Origin of the sequence: Sediminibacterium sp., assembly GCF_051861365.1 — a bacterium.
In the GTDB taxonomy this organism is placed as follows: Bacteria; Bacteroidota; Bacteroidia; order Chitinophagales; family Chitinophagaceae; genus Sediminibacterium.
Genome location: NZ_JBHYCW010000006.1, coordinates 121736 through 139618 on the forward strand (window position 1 = coordinate 121736; position 17883 = coordinate 139618).

Genomic DNA, 17883 nt, shown 5'->3' on the forward strand with positions numbered 1-17883 from the left:
AGTCACGATCTTCTGTCAACTTTCAACTGTCATCTGTCAACTCGCATTCCCTCTAAAAGCTTTAAGTTTGTATCATGTCGATCATTCTATTCGATAATACGCAACGAAAACGTTTATGGCCTCTGACGCAAACCAAGGCTATTGCTTCTTTGCGAATGGGTATTCTTACCATCGCAGAAAGATGGGAAAAGCTTACAGGTTTGCAGGTGTTTGTACATACCAGTCCTTATTTGCAAAATCTGTATGGATATCCACCCGACGGTGAACATATATGGGTTGACGCATCTGTAATTCCCAACCCATCTTTAATCGATGGCATTCAAAGTATATCCAAAAATCATGGCTGGGCAGATGAACAAGGTTTAATTATAGGGAAAACAGCTATTGCATTTGAAGACTTTGATCCATCTCAATCTGTGCAATATTTTGAAGTTGTTCATGATTATCCGTCAGCCCAAAGAATCGTTTATCCATGGCAGCTAATGCACATCAACGATCAAATGGTACGTTTTGATTTTAATCTATTGACTCGAGGCAAAACATCAGCAACAATTTCATCTACCAATCGATGCATACATGCCGAACATATTTTCATAGAGTCAGGAGCAATTGTAGAGCATGCACTATTGAATGCATCAACAGGACCTATCTATATCGGCAAAAATGCAGTTGTGATGGAGGGTTCTGCTATACGTGGACCTTTTGCATTGGGAGATCATTCAGTGCTGAAAATGAATAGCCGTATTTATGGCGCTACAACCCTCGGACCTTATTGTATGGGTGGAGGTGAGATCAAGAACAGTATCATGATGGGCTATTCCAATAAAGCACATGATGGTTATATGGGTGATGCTGTAATAGGTGAGTGGTGTAATTGGGGTGCGGGTACTAGTAATAGTAACCTGAAGAATACAGCAGGTATCGTTAAGATTTGGAGCGAAGCAGATCAGGAATATTTACCGGCTGGTTATAAATGCGGAGTGATCATGGGCGATTTTTCAAGAACAGCAATTAATTCATCCATCAATACCGGTTCGGTGATCGGAGTGTCTTGCAATGTATTTGGCGAAGGTCTCTTGCCCAATATTATTCCCGATTTCAGTTGGGGATGTAAAGGCGTGAAATATAAATTAGACAAGGCTTTGGTAGATATTGATAACTGGAAAAAACTCAAAAATCAGTCTTTGAGTGAAATTGAAAAGCAAATACTCATTACACTCTCCGCAAAATAATTTCAGTGTATTTCAGTGCCTTCAGTGGCAAATTAATTGCCACTGAATACACAGAGAGCACAGAAGAAAACTGTATTTTCGCTGACCTCAAAAAAATACCAAACAATGAGAAAGCAAATAGCCGCTGCTAACTGGAAAATGAATCTTACGATCACAGAAGGAGAACAACTACTTGATCATTTATTGTCTCATAACTATGACCTAAATGAAAATAGGCAAGTGGTATTTGCAGTACCGGCTCCTTATTTGTCGATGGCGCAAGCAAAAGTTGCAGGTAAAACACAAGTATATATTGCAGCTCAAAACTGTTACAACAAAAAAAACGGTGCTTATACGGGAGAAACATCCGTTGTTATGTTGAACTCATTAGGTATTACGCATGTAGTATTGGGTCACTCTGAGCGTCGTGAATATTTTCAGGAAAGCAATCAGTTTTTGGCAGAGAAAGTAAATATTGCTTTAGAACATCAGATCACACCGATCTTTTGTTGTGGTGAGCCTTTACAGATTCGTGAAGCGGGTACGCAAAACGAATTTGTAGCTAAGCAATTAGAGGAATCATTGTATCATTTGTCTGCCGATGCATTGAAAAAAGTAGTGATTGCATATGAACCCATTTGGGCAATTGGTACCGGTAAAACAGCTACCAGTGAACAAGCGCAAGAGATGCATGCCTATATTCGTCAACAACTGGCCGGTAAATATGGAGATGCTGTAGCACAAGAAATAACCATATTGTATGGAGGCAGTGTAAAAGCATCCAATGCCAAAGAATTATTCACTCAACCTGATGTAGATGGTGGATTGGTAGGAGGCGCTTCTTTGATCGCAGATGAGTTCAAAGTAATTATTGACTCACTTAAATACTAATGATTAAAATGGAACACAGATCATCATGATTGATCATGATAATCATGATAATCTGTGTTCTATTGAGCGTATCAAATCATTTCACAGGCAAAGTCACTGATTCATAAGCATCCAACTGATCAAGATGTAACACTGTTTTGGTGCCATCTTCATTCGGATGATACATCGGTAAGAATTTCGCACCGAAAATAAATTCTTCGTAAGTGTAAGAAGTACGTGATACCACTGTATTAGACACACTCTCATCAAACCCCTGTACAAATACCAGTATTTCAGCACGCGCATTGGTAAGGTCATCTTTGGTAAAACCATAGATCGGACTTTCTTCATTGATGACATGCACCAATGTCCAGTTAGCAGTCATTGTATTTGCTTTGGCAATATCAAGCGGCATATTGTAGAATCTGTTCTTACGCTGCCCATCTTCTTCCACATGAATCGCCAATGTTACCCTCACTTCTACATTTACCAGATAATTTCTGGTATAAGGCACCATTCGAAACATCAATGCAATACCATCTCTAAAAGGGGCGATGATGGCATTTTTGCTGTAACGGATATACGCTTTAGGCTTTGAAAATCGTCCCCACATAATGCCGGTTGCAATGGCAAAAGTCATCAATCCGGTTAAGGCTTCCATTGAAGCGGTAAAACTGGCCGCAAAACCTATCGGATTGATACGTCCATAACCAACGGTGGTGAATGTTTGCGCACTAAAGAAAAATACTTCACCAAACAATTCAATACCGGTTACTTCCATTAGTCCGCCTAAATGATCGATCCCAATTAGAAAATAGATGCCGGTGAACAATAAATTAGTCGTTACAAAGTAGATGACCACGACGGTTAAAAAGTTGAACCAGGACATGGTCAGAAGCGAGTGATAAATATTCAGTCTTTCCCAAAGATTCATACCCCTTACATCCATATTGGGATTGCCATCTCGATTGAAAAAACGACCGCCACCACTCAGGGTAGTATTGGTACCCAGCCCTGTTTCATTGTTGATCTGGGCTTTTTTGTTGATCTTATTCAAGAACATAGTTATCAGGAACTTAGTACCCCTAATATAGCAAAATATGGTCTTGGTTTGATTTTGTTGAAGAACAGTGTATAATCCGGGCTAAGCTTGTTCCTTGATTCTTCAGTCTTGTTCCTTTTCATCTTATCTTTGCGCCCTTATGAAGCAAATCAGGAATTTTTGCATTATCGCACATATCGACCATGGGAAAAGTACGCTGGCTGACAGACTGCTAGAGCATACCAAGACCATTACCGAGCGGGAGATGATGGACCAGGTACTGGATGATATGGACCTGGAACGTGAAAAGGGGATTACCATTAAGAGTCACGCTATTCAGATCAATTATACCTATAAAGGTGAGCAGTATGTGCTTAACCTGATCGATACGCCCGGTCACGTGGATTTCAGCTATGAAGTGAGCCGTGCATTGGCTGCCTGTGAGGGTGCTTTGTTATTGGTAGATGCTTCCCAGGGTATTCAAGCCCAAACCATCAGTAATTTGTACTTGGCTATTGAAAATGATCTGGAGATCATTCCGGTGATCAACAAGATCGATATGGATGGCGCTAAAATTCCGGAAGTAACGGATCAGATCGTGGATTTGATAGGTTGTAAGCAGGAAGATATTCTGTTGGCGAGTGGTAAATCAGGCATTGGTATCGAAGAAATTTTGGAAGCCATTGTTGAACGTATTCCAGCCCCATCCGGAGATACCGAAGCTCCTTTACAAGCACTCATCTTTGATAGTGTTTTCAATAGTTTTCGTGGCATCATCGTTTACTACCGCATTCTGAATGGAGTACTGAAAAAGGGGGATAAGATTCGTTTTGTAGCAAGTGGTAATGATTATTTCGCAGACGAGGTTGGTGTATTGAAACTCAGCATGACACCCAAACAGGAAGTGCGTGCGGGTGATGTAGGATATATCATCACGGGTATCAAAAATGCCAAAGAAGTGAAAGTGGGTGATACCATTACACTAGCCAGTAATCCCGGTGAAATGATCCATGGTTTTGAAGAAGTAAAACCCATGGTATTCGCAGGTATCTTCCCGGTAAATACAGATGAGTTTGAGGAGTTACGTGATTGTATGGACAAACTCCAACTGAATGATGCTTCTCTGACTTTTGAACTGGAAACTTCACAAGCACTTGGTTTTGGTTTCCGATGCGGATTCTTGGGACTACTCCATATGGAGATCATTCAAGAGCGATTGGAACGTGAGTTCAATCAAACCGTTATCACTACTGTACCGAACGTAAGTTTCAATGCATATACCACCCGTGGTGAAAAGATCATTGTGAACAATCCGGCTGAAATGCCTGATGTGGTGAAGATCGATCGTATCGAAGAACCATTTATCAAAGCGCAGATCATCACTTTGCCTGATTATATCGGTAATATCATGACCCTCTGTTTGGGTAAGCGTGGTATTCTGATCAATCAAAGCTACCTCACACCATCACGTGTTGAACTCATCTTTGAAATGCCATTGACGGAGATCGTATTTGATTTCTATGATAAACTGAAAAGCTCTACCCGCGGATATGCTTCCTTCGATTATAGTCCGATCGGCTATCGTGAAGCAGATATCGTAAAGATGGATATCCTGTTGAATGGAGATAAGGTAGATGCGTTGAGTGCACTGATCCACCGCAGTCGCGCACAAGACTTTGGTCGCAGACTCTGTGAAAAGCTAAAAGAGCTATTGCCGAAACAACAATTCCAGATCGCGATACAAGCTGCTATTGGAGCCAAAGTAATTGCACGTGAAAACATCAGTGCGATGCGTAAAGATGTAACTGCCAAATGTTATGGTGGTGATATCAGCCGTAAGCGTAAACTATTGGAAAAGCAGAAAGAAGGTAAAAAACGCATGCGCCAGATTGGAAACGTAGAAGTACCGCAGGAAGCGTTTTTGGCCGTGCTAAAACTGGATTGATCTTTGATTTTTTGATCTGTGATTTTTTGATTTAATTCAATAAATCACAGATCAAAAAATCAAAGATTCCCTCTCTTCCTCGTTTGATCCGGATTCACCCTTCCATCAGGGTTTACTTCTGTGATGTCTGCTTGGTGTACCCATTTTCCGCCTAGCCATTTGAAGCCTTCAAACGTGCCATAGGGTACAAGGGTGTGTTTCTTTTTGTTATCACCTTCTTCGCTCACGAGATGCGCCATAACGATCATGTTTAATTCAGGATCATAGTTGAGTTTGGCATTGGCGTCTTTTTTGTATTCCAGGCAAAAACGAAATGCAGGTTGTTTGGGTTTGATATCATCTTCCCGATAATTGAAATAACGTCCCCCGAATTGTGGATTGCCATTGGCATCGAAAGTCATGACTTCCATCCATTTCCTGCTACTTCTGGCATCATGTTCATCGTAACCAAAGAGGGTATAATATTTTCTATTGTTATAGGTGGTTTGTATGATATTATAATACACAGCACCGATCCAATTTTGATTGGTTCGTATGGAATCAAAAGGTGCTTCAGTGAATTTAGATGCATCGAATAAAGGAATCAATTTCAAAGAACCATCATTGGTGCGCATTTGTATCGCACCCTTTTGACGAAAATGGTTCATGTCTTCCATTTGTATCTGCCAGGTAAAGATTCTAAAGCTGCTATCCGGAGCATACTGCTGTGAGATGGTGATCAAAGAGTCGAAATGATAACGAAAGGAATGAGTCGTTCTTAAAGCGCGCACCAAACCACGCGTGAAAGCACTGTCTGCCTTGAATCGATCCAAGAACTGATCTTCATTCAAGATGGCATAAGCAAGTGGCTTTAGTTCATCTTCTATCTGCTGCAGTTGCATGCGGTTGTCTTGTGCACGCAAAAAGAGAGAGGTGATGACCAGTAAAAAAAGAAACAGGGCTTGCTTCATACTGTAAAAATAACTGAAAGAGAACGGTTCATTACAGTTTTAAGATTTTATTGCAGCTTACTGATCTGTATCAGGGCTTCTGCAAAAGCAGGTAGATCTTCAAAACGAAGGTCAATATCGGGATCCGGGAAAGGAACTTCCGGATGGGTAGTGGCAACAAACACCGTATACATACCCGCATTCCTCCCAAATTTCATGTCACTGGGTCTATTACCGATCATGATGCTTTTCGACAGATCGATATCGGGGAAATCTGCTTTTGCCTGAAAAGCCATACCCGGATTGGGTTTCCGATTAGGCGAGTCATCAAAAAGATCAGCGCAGAAATAAATTTGATCAATACTACCACCTGCTTGCTCAATTTCAGTGAGCATGTATTGATGAATATTCTGCAAATCTTCCAGCCGCATCACGCCTTTACCCACACCTTTTTGATTGGTCGTAATTAAAATATACCGAAAGAAAGGTCGGAGAGTGGCTAAAGCCTTAGTAACCCCATCATAAAAATGAAATTCATCCTTGTGTAAGATATAATCATTGTTCTTCTCATGATTGATTACACCATCTCGGTCAAGAAATAAAGTCCATTCAGGGGTAATGTTTTCCAGTTGCAACATGTGGCTTTCCTTAGTCATTAAAAATGGCAGCTTCTGTTAATTCACAAATGATATGTCCAAGTAGTATATGACTTTCCTGAATGCGAGGTGTAACAGTAGAAGGCACATTTAAAAGATGATCAGACAAGTCTTTCATCTTACCGCCACCGGCACCTGTGAAACCTACGGTAACAATACCTTTGGCTCGAGCTGTTTCAAATGCTTTTACAATATTGGGGGAGTTACCGGAGGTGCTGATACCCATCAATACATCTCCTTTTTCCATGGTACCATCTACGAGGCGACTATAAATATCATCATAACTATAATCATTGGCAACGGCAGTTAAATAAGATGTGTTGCAATGCAAAGCATCTGATGGTAATGCTCTTCTGTTTTTATAAAATCTGCCCGAAAATTCTGCAGCCAAATGTTGTGCATCAGCAGCGCTTCCGCCATTGCCGCAAAACATTACTTTTTTACCGGACTGAAATGCATGGATTACCGCATCGGTAATATCCTGAACTTTTTGTTGAAAAGCACTGTCAGCCAATATTTCCTGTTTTACAGCGATGGATGCGGCGATGATTGCATGAATATTTGTTGCCATAAGAAAATGTTTGGTTAGGATTCTTGTGCCAGTCTGCGGATAGTACTCGTAAGTACTTCCCAACTGTATTTCTTTTTCTCTTCGCGAAGATGGAATAAAAAATGTTCTTCACCTAAACTGTACAGCTGCCGAATGCCTTTTGCAATCGCATCCGCATCCGGTTCCGTAACAATACCCGCTTTCTCATGTGGTACCATGGCCGGTAATGCCCCTACATTGGTAACCAACATGGGTTTCTCAAAATGATAGGATAGAGGTGTGATGCCCGATTGTGTGGCATGTTTGTAAGGCTGTATCACGAAATCTGTGGCACATAGATAATTTCTTACCTCACTATCCGGAATAAAATCTGTTCTTAAAATCAGCAGATCCCTGATATTGAGTTCATCGATCAGTGATTCATACTTTGCTTGATCTTCATAAAACTCACCGGCAATCAATAAATGGGGTGGAGTAGCTCCCGATTGTTTTAATATCGCAATGGCTCGTAATAATAAATCCAACCCTTTATATGCCCTGATAAAACCAAAAAATAAAATGATGGGAGTTTCTTTAGGAAGCCCTAATAACGCTCTGGCAGTTGCTTTGGGTATCGCATCCCCGAAATTGTCGTATAAAGGATGAATCACTACTTCCGCAGGTTTCCGGGTAAACAATCTCAGATCGCTGAATACTTTTTCACTCAGGGTGATGAAAGCATGAATAGGTGGAATAAAATATTGAGTCAGCGCACGATCCCCAGGTCTTTTCTCATGTGGTAATACATTATCAGCAATACAAATGATCTTAGTATGTCGGTTCTTTCGAACACTTCTCAGAATAGTGCCCAAGCAAGGACCCATAAAAGGCAACCAATAACGAACAACAATCAGGTCTGCATTTTCTTGCCGTAACTTTTTTCCCACCCTGATCCAATTGAATGGATTGATAGAGTTGATCACACTCTTAATCGTTAGATCAGTCGGTGCAGGCTCTGTCCCATACTGCGATTTTCCAGGAAATAGTAAAGATGGATACTGTAATGAAAAGCTATAGATCGTAACATCATCACCTTCGGCTTGAAATTGTCTGGCCAATCTTTCATTGAAAGTAGCAATACCACCACCTCTCAGTGGCCAGGCAGATCCTATGATGATCACTTTTTGTTGCATCAAAAGGGAAGATACGTTATTCCAGTCCGGATGTTTCTTCAATCAGGTATACATTTCTTTCTGCAGCATTTCTTGCAATCAGTTCAGCAACAAATCCGGTAAGAAACAATTGCATACCAATGATCATGGTAGTAAGTGCGATATAAAAAGATGGACGATTGGTCAGCGAAAAATCGGATGATAAAAATTTAGAAATGATCAATGAAATACTGGCACCTAAACCAATCAAAAATGATAAAGTACCCAACAGTCCAAAGAATTGCATGGGTCTTTTCCCAAATTTTCCGAGGAACATGATGGTGGCAAGATCTAAAAACCCATTGACAAATCTTTGCCATCCAAATTTACTGGTACCATATTTACGTGGACGATGTTCTACTACTTTCTCGCCAATTCTTTTAAATCCACTCCATTTTGCCAGAATAGGAATATAGCGATGCATTTCGCCATATACTTCAATACTCTTCACTACTTTTTTACGATAGGCTTTGAGTCCGCAATTGAAATCATGTAAGCGAATACCGGAACTGCTTCTGGCAACAGCATTGAATAATTTGGAAGGGATATTTTTCGTTAAGGTATTATCATATCGCTTCTTCTTCCAACCACTCACCATATCATATCCTTCTTCCAGGATCAAGCGTCTCAGTTCCGGGATTTCATCAGGAGAATCCTGCATATCAGCATCCATGGTAATGATCACATCACCTTGTGCTGCTTTGAAACCTTCATTCAATGCAGCAGACTTGCCATAATTGCGTTGGAACTTGATGCCCTTAAAACAAGGGTTCTTCGCACCGATTTGTTGGATCACAGACCAGCTATTGTCTACACTACCATCATCGATCAAGATGACTTCATAACTATAGCCGTGTTTGTTCATGACAGATTCTATCCACCCGCATAATTCGGGTAGCGATTCATCTTCATTGAGCAGGGGTACGACTATTGACAGGTCCATAAATGAAATTATAATTGATCTTCGAATTTAGCTTCTTTTCTAATCACCAAGCTGATCAGCAATGATTTACAAAAATTCCAGATTAAAGTAATGCCTAATCCTAAGAATATTTGTTTGAATGAGGTATGTTTGGGTTCTGCTTCTACTTTGCCAATAGCTTCTTCCATTTGCTGTTCACTGGCACCAAATGCCTCCATCATCTTCATGGTTTTCTTCATAGTGATCTCCATCACTTTGGCAGTAAGGTCAGGGTCAACCATTGCATACAGTACATAATTACCAATCGCTTCTATCAATGCATAGATCACATAAGCCAGGAAAGTAAATTTGAGTGCTTCCTGAAAACTCAACAGGTTATCATTGCTTTTACGCAGTTTGATACCTACGATGATCAGTGTTACAATTACATAAGGAATGAAAGTGGTAATGCCGGTGATGGATACAAAAGTACTTGTATCACCTACAGCCCAGGCGCCAAATGTTAATGCGAGATAGATTAATCCGGTAATAACTCCGTAAGTAATAGCAGTTTGATTCAGATTTGGTTTCATGGTTGAGTGGGTTTATGGTTGATGAAGCTGTCCTTTGTGGATGGTGGCCATCACTACACCTTTCATCTCTCTATCCAAAAAAGCACTGTTATTCGATTTGCTTTTCAGTATCTCTTTAGTGAGTTTTCCGGATTTTTTCGTAGAAAAAATGGTGAGCTCAGCCTGTGTGCCTTCCTGTATATGTGTCTGCGTCAATCCAAAAATATTACGCGCATTGGTGGATAATAATGCAATGATCTGGTCATTACTCAATCCGTCTACAGATTCCAGTAAAGCAGGTAATACAGTTTGCAAACCCAGCATCCCATAAGCGGCATATTCAAACTCACAGGTTTTATGATCCCAATCCTGCGGTATATGATGTGAGGCGATACAATCGATCTGCCCATTTTTCACAGCCGCACGCAAAGCCATCATATCATCACGTGTTCTGAGTGGAGGATTTACTTTTAGATTCGTATCATAGCTTTGTAAGTCTTCATCACAAAAGAACAGGTGATACGGTGTTACACTGCAAGTAATATGTAACCCTTCTTTTTTAGCGTCGTTGATCAATGCCACACTCTTTGCTGTGGAGATTCCGGTGATATGTAATTTCGATCCGGTATATCGAACAAGATCAATATCTCTTTTAATGATCAATTCTTCCGCTAATGCAGGCAAACCGGGTAAGCCCAATTTGGTTGAAACAATCCCTTCATTCATCAATCCGCCGGCACCAATACTTTTATCGATCGGCATTTGGATCAACACACCATCAAATGCTTTCACATATTGCAGTGCTTTCAACAATAGTCCGGGTGATTGAACGGGTTGCAATCCATCAGAGAAAGCCACCGCACCACTGTTGCGCATATCATACATTTCGGCGAGTGTTTGCCCTTCTTTGCCTTTTGTGATGGTGCCAATCGGATGAATACTCGCCGGTAGACATTGCGATCCTAATCGGATATATTCTACTTGTGCTTTATTATCTGTTACGGGTTTATTATCCGCCAAAGCAAATACTTGTGTGAATCCACCCGCTGCAGCGGCTGAAGACATGGTAGCCAATGTTTCTTTGTATTCAAAACCGGGGTCACAGGCATGTGCAAAAATGTCTACCCAACCCGGAGAGACGATGATTTGATCGGATATGATTTCGTGATCTGCTTTTCCGGTGATCTTATCAGCTATTTGAGTAATGATTCCGTCCTCAATTAGTATATCTTTTACCTGTCCATTGAATGTAGCATGTGGATCGGCAATCATTGCCTGCCTGATGAGGATCTTCATGTAGCGGGTATAAAATTTTGTGCAATATAACCTGAAATTTTCTTTTACCCCTATATTTGCAGCCCCAATCAAATCTGTGATTTTTTGATCTCAGATCTCTGATTTTGGTTTGACGGGACGTAGCGCAGCCCGGTAGCGCGTTTGCATGGGGTGCAAGAGGTCGCTGGTTCGAATCCAGTCGTCCCGACAGGAGAGGTTAAGTTGTACTTGACCTCTTTTTTTATGCAAGAGCGTCAGCTGGTCGAGACGTTTCAGTCTCGATGCCGACAGTATCGTCGGCATTCGAATCCAGTCGTCCCGACAGGAGAGGTTAAGTTGTACTTGACCTCTTTTTTTATGCAAGAGCGTCAACTGGTCGAGACGTTTCAGTCTCGATGCCGACAGTATCGTCGGCATTCGAATCCAGTCGTCCCGATAGGAGAGTTTAAGCTGATGTTTAACCTCTTTTTATTAGTTGACAGTTGAGAGTTGATAGATGACAGGGGGAGAATTTTTCGGTATCGTATTCTAGGCTTTACTTAATCAGCACATAAAAGAGGCGAACAGTTTACTGTTCGCCTCTTTCATTTCTATCCCTGTCAACTATATACTGTCAACTGTCAACTATTTAGAATCTCTCTAACTTAGAGAAGAAAAAATCGCCTTCAATCGCAGCATTCTCATCGCTATCACTTCCATGAACAGCGTTTTCGCCAACTGATGCGGCGTATAATTTGCGAATGGTTCCTTCTTCAGCTTGTGCCGGATTGGTAGCGCCGATCAATTTGCGGAAATCAGCTACTGCATTCTCTTTTTCAAGGATGGCAGCAACGATAGGGCCGCTGCTCATGAATTCAACCAATTCTCCAAAGAAAGGGCGCTCACGGTGGATATCATAGAATAAACCTGCTTGCTCAGGGGTCAGACGGGTCCACTTCATGGCTTTGATGCTGAATCCGGCTTTAACGATCTGGTCTAAAATAGCACCGGTATGTCCTTTAGCGGTTGCATCCGGTTTAATCATGGTGAAAGTTCTGTTACTCATAGTACTTGCTTTATCAATTTCGGCGGCAAAAGTACAGCAAAGCAGGGCGTTTTGTGGAGATTATCATAGGAATTTTGTTAAATGGTAGGAAAATCATTTGCCGGAACAGTTGGGAAACCGCAATTTTGCCGCCTGACTATGCAATCAATCGATCAATTCCTGCCTTCTCTCAAAACCCCTTTCAAAGCGGTCATAACCATGCACCAGAAACCGGATGGCGATGCCATGGGTTCTGCATTGGGTTTGTATCATTTCCTACGGTCCTTAGGTCATGAAGTAACCGTGATTTCACCCACCAATTGGGCCAATTTTCTGGATTGGATGCCCGGTTCCAGCGAAGTCATCGATTTTGAACAGCGTCGACACCATGCATTGGACATCATTCAAAAGGCAGAAGTGCTGTTTTGTCTCGACTTTAATGTCTTACATCGCACCAAACACATGGAACAGCCATTAACGGAGGCGAAATGCATTAAAATATTGATCGATCACCACCAACAGCCACAAGAAGAAGCTTTTACCTATGGCATCAGTGATACCTCCAAAAGCTCTACCTGTGAAATGGTGTATGATTTTATCTTGTCATCCGGTTATGCTGATCACCTCAATGTAGCGATGGCAGAATGTTTGTACACGGGGCTAATGACGGATACAGGTTCCTTCCGTTTTCCGGCTACTACTGCTTCCGTGCATAGAATGGCGGCACATTTGAAGGAAACAGGAATGAACCATACCAAAGTGCATGAAAGTATCTATGACAGCTTTTTGGAAAACAGATTGCGTTTTATTGGACATGCATTATTGAACAGAATGGAAGTTTTGTATGAATACAATACCAGTCTGATGTATATTACACGGGCTGATTTGCAAAAATTTGATATCAAAACCGGCGATACCGAAGGATTGGTGAACTATTTATTGACGATTCAAGGTATCAAACTTGGAGCCATTGTCATCGACAGAGATGAAGAGCGTAAATGGAGTTTTAGAAGCAAGGGTGATTTTGATGTGAACACATTTGCCAGAAAACATTTCGAAGGTGGCGGTCATAAAAATGCAGCCGGTGGCAGAAGCAGTGAAAGTCTGGAAATAACCGTTAAACAGTTTAAAGAGATCATAAAAGCGTATCACAATCAATTACAATAAAACAATGATGAGAACAACCACTTCGCTGTTACTGGCGATCGTTTTGCTTGCAAGCTGTAACCAATTCGAAAAAGCACCTTCCGGAATGACGTATAAAATCACCAGCGGAGGAACCAAAGAAAAAGTTAAGCAAGGACAGTTTTTGAAACTGCATATTGAATACAAGTTAAAATCTAAGGATTCTGTATTACAATCTTCTTTTGGTCGTATACCTGTGTATTTCCCTTTGGATACTGCCAATTTGGGTAAACATACTTTCACCGAGATCATTACAAAATGTGCGTCGGGTGATAAAGTTGAGTTTGTGCTGTTTCTCGATACCCTGAAAAGAATGCAGATGATTGAATACAATGATATGTTCAAACAGGGCGATATGATCAATGGACGTTTTGAGATTCTCAAAGTGTTCAATACCCAGGATGAAGTGAAAGCTGATTACGATAAGGAAATGGAACTCGAAAAACAAAGAGAAATTACTGAAGTAAAAGAGTATGCCAAGAAAAAGAACATGAAAGTACAGTCTACAGCTTCCGGTGTTCAGGTAGAGATATTGAATCCGGGTTCGGGACAAAAAGCAGACTCCGGTTGGCAGGCTGCTGTTTTATACAAAGGCTATTTTACGGATGGTAAAAAAGACGGGGAAATATTTGATACCAATATGAATCCGAATGGACCGAATAACCAACCTTATCCGGTTGTAGTGGGAAGCAGATCGGTAATTCCGGGTTGGGATGAAGCACTGCGTTTATTTGGTAAAGGTGGTAAGGGACGTATCATCGTTCCGGCATGGATGGCCTATGGTCAGCAAGGCTCTGCTCCGGTAATTCCTCCCTACTCAAATCTTGGATTTGATATTGAAGTAGTGGATGTAACAAAACCTACACCACAAGCCCCACAGCCTCAAACGGCGAATCCGGGTGCTCCACAGCAACGATAGAAACTACACAATTTTATAAAAGAGGCTGTATTAAAAATCTGATACAGCCTCTTTCTTTTACTATAGCCCATAGCCCATAGACCATGGACCATGGTCCATAAGCCACCAACGAGTCTCAAAATTTTTGATACGGCCTCTCTAATAGTAAATATTGTGTTAGCGTAATAGCTTCCATCGCTTCCTTCACATCATGCACCCTCAAAATATCTGCACCACCTAAAAGAGCTGCGGTATGCAAAACGCTAGTGCCATTCAAAGCTTCAGCAGGAGTGCAATTTAAAGTTTTATAGATCGTAGACTTTCTGGAAACTCCTATTAACAAAGGTTTCCCTAATAATTTAAATTCAGGTACAGAACGTATCAATTCAAAATTTTGGTCAGTCGTTTTGCTAAAGCCGAAACCAGGATCCAATATCAAATCTGTAAGTCCTTGCTCTCTACAACTCTCCATCCTTTTTATAAAATAATCTGTAACACTTGTGGTGACATTACCTTCCACCCGTGTTTGGTGCATGGTGTCATTTTTTCCTTCTACGTGCATACATACAAAAGGCATGTGTAAGTTAGCTGCAGTGGCAATCATGGCTGTATCAAATTGTCCGCCACTGATGTCATTAACAATAGAAGCACCCATCTCTGCAGCGGCTATGGCAACTTCACTGTAATAGGTATCTACTGAAAGAATGGTATCCGGAAAACGACGATGTATTTCCGGAATTACAACAGCAAGTCGTTGTATTTCTTCATCCGCTCCAACAGCCGTGCTACCCGGACGGGTACTTTGTGCGCCGATATCGAGAATAGTTGCCCCTTCGCGAATCATTTTTTCGGCTTGCGACAGGGCCGCGTCGAGAGATGATTTCCGGCTATCTTCATAAAAGGAGTCGGGGGTAGTATTGATGATGCCCATGACGATGGGCTGATCAATTGTCAATAATCTTCCTTTGCAGTTGAGTGTAAACATCCTTGGTTTCATTTATATTGCAGCACACATCAAAGATATTACCAAAGCCCTAAGTGGTTCTTGAAAAATGAGCACAACAAATCAACAATACGACCAGGCAATTCAAGGATGCAAAGATATTTTTATCAAGAAAACAAAAGATTATGGTACTGCATGGCGTGTATTGCGGACCATTTCGGTGGTAGATCAGATCTTCATTAAAGCTTTGCGTATCCGAACCATTCAAGACCTGAAAACACAAAAGATCGGAGATGATATTCCTTCTGAATTCAAAGGGATCATCAATTATGCCATCATTGGATTGATTCAATTGGAAATGGGCAATCCACAAGTAGAAGAATTACCCGTTACGTTGGTAGAAGAGAACTATCATAAATATGTAACATTCGCTAAAAATACCATGCTGGATAAAAACCATGATTATGGTGAAGCATGGAGAGATATGAGTCAGGAGAGCTTTGCTGATCTGATACTCATGAAACTATTGCGCATCAGACAAATACTCGAAAATGATGGTAAAACCCTGATCAGTGAAGGCATTGATGCCAATTATGTAGATATCATTAACTACGCCGTTTTTGCATTGATTTTAATTGAAGAAGGAAAACATAGCGCATGAGAACCATTATTACCCTGATCCGCTGGATCGTTGGATTGCTGTTTATTTTCTCCGGATTGGTGAAAGCCAATGATCCATTGGGATTGAGTTATAAAATGCAGGAGTTTTTTGAAGTCTGGGGTTGGCATTTTCTGCATGATTATACCTTGGTATTCTCATTGGTAATGAATGTATTTGAAATCTTTGCCGGAGTAGCTGTGATCGTTGGCTGGCGTTTGCGCAGCATCACCTGGATGCTTTTATTGTTGATCATCTTTTTCACCTTCCTTACCGGTTATGCATTGTTCTCAGGCAAGATAAAAACATGCGGATGTTTTGGTGATTGTATTCCTTTAACACCGGCTATGTCTTTTGGCAAAGACATTCTTTTACTGGTGCTTATTTTAATTCTATTATTCACTGTCTATCGTGTACCAGCCATGATGAGTGAAACAGGTAGTATCACCATTGTATTTATCAGCCTCTTAGCTACCGCAGCTTTGCAATGGTATGTGTTGAAAAATCTGCCCTTGGTTGATTGCTTGCCTTATAAAAAAGGAAATGATATTGTACAACAAATGCAAACACCCGAAGGAGCCATACCGGATAGTTTTGCCATTGTTTTTAAATACAAAAAAGACGGTAAAGAAATCAGCTTCGACCAAACATCATTCCCGGACAATTTTGACTCTACCTACGAATACATGGATCGAGAAGATAAACTGGTAAGAAAAGGGAATGGCTTAACCGCCAAGATCGTTGATTTTACGCTGCAAAATTTTTCAGGAGAAGATACGACACAAGCTGTTTTCTCAAAGAAAGAAGATTATGTACTGGTATTAGCTCAGGATATGCGTAAAGCTGATCAATGGAAAGAGGAGTTCATCACACAATACCAACAATGGACAGCTAAAGGAATAACAGTATTACTAATGACCGCAGACGCAGATAAGGCTAGAACATTATTTCCTGAAATAACTTTATTGAAAGGAGATGCCACTGTTATTAAAACAGCTGCAAGGGTGAATCCAACTTATTTTCTGATGAATGGTTCTTTGGTCAAAGAAAAATTACCGGCGGGAAAAGCGTCTCGATTGATTCCCTGAAATAGCTACGAGCTATGAGCCATGAGCTGTGAGCTTTTCTAAGGTTAATTTGAAGAATCAAATAGTGTACTTGAATAATTAATTCATTACATTCATTGATGTAAGATAAAGTCTCAAGCCTTATCATTTATAAAATGAATAGAAGAAAGCCTGCTATTACTTCCACTCAAAGCTCGTAGCTCGCAGTTTACTGAATAACGACTTCCGTGATCACTTTCTCACCAAAAGCTTCATTCACACGTTCAATAATTTGTGCTTTTTGGTAGAGTAATTCATTCTTGAGTGGACCCACGCTGGTAGTAATAAAAAGTTTCTGGTTGATGATTTGAATCTTATCAGTATACCGCGCGATCGTTTTTCCCATCAGTTTTTCCCATATGTCTTCAATCTGCACAGCTCTAACACCATTGCGGAGATTGCTCTTTTTCAAAAAGCCTTTGATTGCATCGCCAATATGGAATTCTGACATGGGGTAAAGGTAGGGGAAATGTCAAAAATCAAAAGTCAAAAGTAAAAAGTCAAAAATTAAAGCGTGTGGCGTGTAGCTTGCGGCTTGAAGCCATTGCTGTCCGGTAAAAAGTGAAGAAAAAAAGTAAGGAGGCCATTAAAGCCTCCTTTTTCTGGTTATTTTTAGTTTACCACAACAAAAAAATACCCATGAGTAAAGGTAATTTTTTTACCGGACAGCCGATCTTCAGTCAGATACTTTCTTTTATTCCGCGCTCTTTAATTTCTAAAGTAGCTCGTGAAAACAGATCAGATAGATACTGTAAGTCCTTGAAGACCTACGATCATCTGGTTACGATGTTATATGCCACCTTTAACCGTTGCACGTCACTACGTGAAGTGACGACTGGCATGCTTGCTTGGGAACATAGGATTCAACATTTGGGAATGAGTAGCCATCCTAGACGTAGCACTCTTTCAGATGCTAATAATAGACGTA

19 protein-coding genes and 1 tRNA gene are annotated in these 17883 nt (G+C 40.8%); 9 read left to right on the forward strand and 11 right to left on the reverse strand.

Translation table 11 applies throughout. The features are described from left to right. Positions 1-74: 74 nt before the first annotated feature. The gene (locus ACTIEV_RS04475; protein ID WP_439516203.1) at positions 75-1232 is read left to right on the forward strand and encodes a putative sugar nucleotidyl transferase; all 1158 of its coding nucleotides are present in this window, start codon (positions 75-77) and stop codon (positions 1230-1232) included. 105 nt (positions 1233-1337) lie between these two features. Next, complete coding sequence (gene tpiA, locus ACTIEV_RS04480) at positions 1338-2102, forward strand: triose-phosphate isomerase (RefSeq protein WP_439516204.1); 765 nt, start codon at positions 1338-1340, stop codon at positions 2100-2102. Between the two features lie 76 nt (positions 2103-2178). On the opposite strand, the gene ACTIEV_RS04485 is transcribed toward tpiA, so the two are convergent. Continuing rightward, complete coding sequence (locus ACTIEV_RS04485; protein WP_439516205.1) at positions 2179-3138, reverse strand: ion channel; 960 nt, start codon at positions 3136-3138, stop codon at positions 2179-2181. A 145-nt stretch (positions 3139-3283) separates the two neighbouring features. On the opposite strand from ACTIEV_RS04485, the gene lepA reads away from it, so the two are divergent. Further along, positions 3284-5068: a translation elongation factor 4 gene (gene lepA, locus ACTIEV_RS04490; protein ID WP_439516206.1), complete on the forward strand. Its 1785-nt coding sequence runs from the start codon at positions 3284-3286 to the stop codon at positions 5066-5068. Positions 5069-5127: 59 nt separating this feature from the next. On the opposite strand, the gene ACTIEV_RS04495 is transcribed toward lepA, so the two are convergent. From ACTIEV_RS04495 to ACTIEV_RS04525, 7 genes are read right to left on the reverse strand one after another with little or no spacing between them, the layout of a single operon-like run. After that, positions 5128-6018: a hypothetical protein gene (locus ACTIEV_RS04495; protein ID WP_439516207.1), complete on the reverse strand. Its 891-nt coding sequence runs from the start codon at positions 6016-6018 to the stop codon at positions 5128-5130. A 47-nt stretch (positions 6019-6065) separates the two neighbouring features. After that, positions 6066-6635 (reverse strand): D-glycero-alpha-D-manno-heptose-1,7-bisphosphate 7-phosphatase, encoded by a 570-nt coding sequence (locus tag ACTIEV_RS04500; RefSeq protein WP_439516208.1) that lies wholly within the window; start codon positions 6633-6635, stop codon positions 6066-6068. 10 nt (positions 6636-6645) lie between these two features. Beyond that, a complete protein-coding gene (locus tag ACTIEV_RS04505; protein ID WP_439516209.1) occupies positions 6646-7224 on the reverse strand; it encodes a D-sedoheptulose-7-phosphate isomerase in 579 nt (192 codons plus the stop codon). A 14-nt stretch (positions 7225-7238) separates the two neighbouring features. Further along, positions 7239-8417 (reverse strand): glycosyltransferase, encoded by a 1179-nt coding sequence (locus ACTIEV_RS04510; RefSeq protein WP_439516210.1) that lies wholly within the window; start codon positions 8415-8417, stop codon positions 7239-7241. Then, positions 8392-9336: a glycosyltransferase family 2 protein gene (locus ACTIEV_RS04515; protein WP_439516211.1), complete on the reverse strand. Its 945-nt coding sequence runs from the start codon at positions 9334-9336 to the stop codon at positions 8392-8394. The genes ACTIEV_RS04510 and ACTIEV_RS04515 overlap by 26 nt, the downstream gene beginning before the upstream one ends. An 8-nt stretch (positions 9337-9344) precedes the next feature. Then, a complete protein-coding gene (locus ACTIEV_RS04520; protein WP_439516212.1) occupies positions 9345-9887 on the reverse strand; it encodes a DUF4199 domain-containing protein in 543 nt (180 codons plus the stop codon). 12 nt (positions 9888-9899) lie between these two features. Next, positions 9900-11162, reverse strand: coding sequence for a dihydroorotase (locus ACTIEV_RS04525; protein WP_439516213.1), 1263 nt, complete (start codon positions 11160-11162; stop codon positions 9900-9902). A gap of 113 nt (positions 11163-11275) precedes the next feature. On the opposite strand from ACTIEV_RS04525, the gene ACTIEV_RS04530 reads away from it, so the two are divergent. Beyond that, positions 11276-11349 (forward strand) — tRNA-Pro (locus tag ACTIEV_RS04530). 420 nt (positions 11350-11769) lie between these two features. Here the strand turns inward: ACTIEV_RS04530 and ACTIEV_RS04535 are convergent. Beyond that, complete coding sequence (locus ACTIEV_RS04535) at positions 11770-12186, reverse strand: nucleoside-diphosphate kinase (RefSeq protein ID WP_322195937.1); 417 nt, start codon at positions 12184-12186, stop codon at positions 11770-11772. Positions 12187-12324: 138 nt separating this feature from the next. Here ACTIEV_RS04535 and ACTIEV_RS04540 point away from each other — a divergent pair, with 138 nt between their 5' ends. After that, complete coding sequence (locus ACTIEV_RS04540) at positions 12325-13332, forward strand: DHH family phosphoesterase (RefSeq protein WP_439516214.1); 1008 nt, start codon at positions 12325-12327, stop codon at positions 13330-13332. A gap of 7 nt (positions 13333-13339) precedes the next feature. Beyond that, a complete protein-coding gene (locus ACTIEV_RS04545; RefSeq protein ID WP_322195939.1) occupies positions 13340-14269 on the forward strand; it encodes an FKBP-type peptidyl-prolyl cis-trans isomerase in 930 nt (309 codons plus the stop codon). Positions 14270-14384: 115 nt separating this feature from the next. Here ACTIEV_RS04545 and folP read toward each other — a convergent pair whose 3' ends face one another. Further along, positions 14385-15233 carry a dihydropteroate synthase gene (gene folP, locus ACTIEV_RS04550; protein ID WP_322195940.1) on the reverse strand — a complete coding sequence of 283 codons (849 nt, stop codon included), beginning with the start codon at positions 15231-15233 and terminating at the stop codon, positions 14385-14387. A 67-nt stretch (positions 15234-15300) separates the two neighbouring features. Between folP and ACTIEV_RS04555 the strand changes: the two genes are divergently transcribed. After that, positions 15301-15852: a DUF1599 domain-containing protein gene (locus tag ACTIEV_RS04555; RefSeq protein WP_322195941.1), complete on the forward strand. Its 552-nt coding sequence runs from the start codon at positions 15301-15303 to the stop codon at positions 15850-15852. Beyond that, positions 15849-16937, forward strand: a complete 1089-nt coding sequence (locus ACTIEV_RS04560) for a BT_3928 family protein (protein WP_322195942.1) — start codon at positions 15849-15851, stop codon at positions 16935-16937. Before ACTIEV_RS04555 ends, ACTIEV_RS04560 begins: the two co-directional genes overlap by 4 nt. Positions 16938-17124: 187 nt before the next feature. Here the strand turns inward: ACTIEV_RS04560 and ACTIEV_RS04565 are convergent, their stop codons facing one another. Further along, positions 17125-17406: a DUF721 domain-containing protein gene (locus ACTIEV_RS04565; RefSeq protein ID WP_178889344.1), complete on the reverse strand. Its 282-nt coding sequence runs from the start codon at positions 17404-17406 to the stop codon at positions 17125-17127. Positions 17407-17594: 188 nt separating this feature from the next. Here ACTIEV_RS04565 and ACTIEV_RS04570 point away from each other — a divergent pair. Then, on the forward strand, positions 17595-17883 hold a 289-nt coding region (locus tag ACTIEV_RS04570; RefSeq protein WP_439516215.1), incomplete at its 3' end, for a DUF4372 domain-containing protein.

Bases quoted from the DNA above. Each gene is read 5' to 3' on its own strand.
- ACTIEV_RS04560 (WP_322195942.1), top strand. From the start codon at position 15,849: ATGAGAACCATTATTACCCTGATCCGCTGGATCGTTGGATTGCTGTTT.
- ACTIEV_RS04505 (WP_439516209.1), bottom strand. From the start codon at position 7,224: ATGGCAACAAATATTCATGCAATCATCGCCGCATCCATCGCTGTAAAA.
- ACTIEV_RS04515 (WP_439516211.1), bottom strand. From the start codon at position 9,336: ATGGACCTGTCAATAGTCGTACCCCTGCTCAATGAAGATGAATCGCTA.
- ACTIEV_RS04565 (WP_178889344.1), bottom strand. From the start codon at position 17,406: ATGTCAGAATTCCATATTGGCGATGCAATCAAAGGCTTTTTGAAAAAG.
- ACTIEV_RS04520 (WP_439516212.1), bottom strand. From the start codon at position 9,887: ATGAAACCAAATCTGAATCAAACTGCTATTACTTACGGAGTTATTACC.
- lepA (WP_439516206.1), top strand. From the start codon at position 3,284: ATGAAGCAAATCAGGAATTTTTGCATTATCGCACATATCGACCATGGG.
- ACTIEV_RS04495 (WP_439516207.1), bottom strand. From the start codon at position 6,018: ATGAAGCAAGCCCTGTTTCTTTTTTTACTGGTCATCACCTCTCTCTTT.
- ACTIEV_RS04525 (WP_439516213.1), bottom strand. From the start codon at position 11,162: ATGAAGATCCTCATCAGGCAGGCAATGATTGCCGATCCACATGCTACA.
- ACTIEV_RS04545 (WP_322195939.1), top strand. From the start codon at position 13,340: ATGAGAACAACCACTTCGCTGTTACTGGCGATCGTTTTGCTTGCAAGC.
- ACTIEV_RS04535 (WP_322195937.1), bottom strand. From the start codon at position 12,186: ATGAGTAACAGAACTTTCACCATGATTAAACCGGATGCAACCGCTAAA.
- tpiA (WP_439516204.1), top strand. From the start codon at position 1,338: ATGAGAAAGCAAATAGCCGCTGCTAACTGGAAAATGAATCTTACGATC.
- ACTIEV_RS04475 (WP_439516203.1), top strand. From the start codon at position 75: ATGTCGATCATTCTATTCGATAATACGCAACGAAAACGTTTATGGCCT.
- ACTIEV_RS04500 (WP_439516208.1), bottom strand. From the start codon at position 6,635: ATGTTGCAACTGGAAAACATTACCCCTGAATGGACTTTATTTCTTGAC.
- folP (WP_322195940.1), bottom strand. From the start codon at position 15,233: ATGTTTACACTCAACTGCAAAGGAAGATTATTGACAATTGATCAGCCC.
- ACTIEV_RS04555 (WP_322195941.1), top strand. From the start codon at position 15,301: ATGAGCACAACAAATCAACAATACGACCAGGCAATTCAAGGATGCAAA.
- ACTIEV_RS04540 (WP_439516214.1), top strand. From the start codon at position 12,325: ATGCAATCAATCGATCAATTCCTGCCTTCTCTCAAAACCCCTTTCAAA.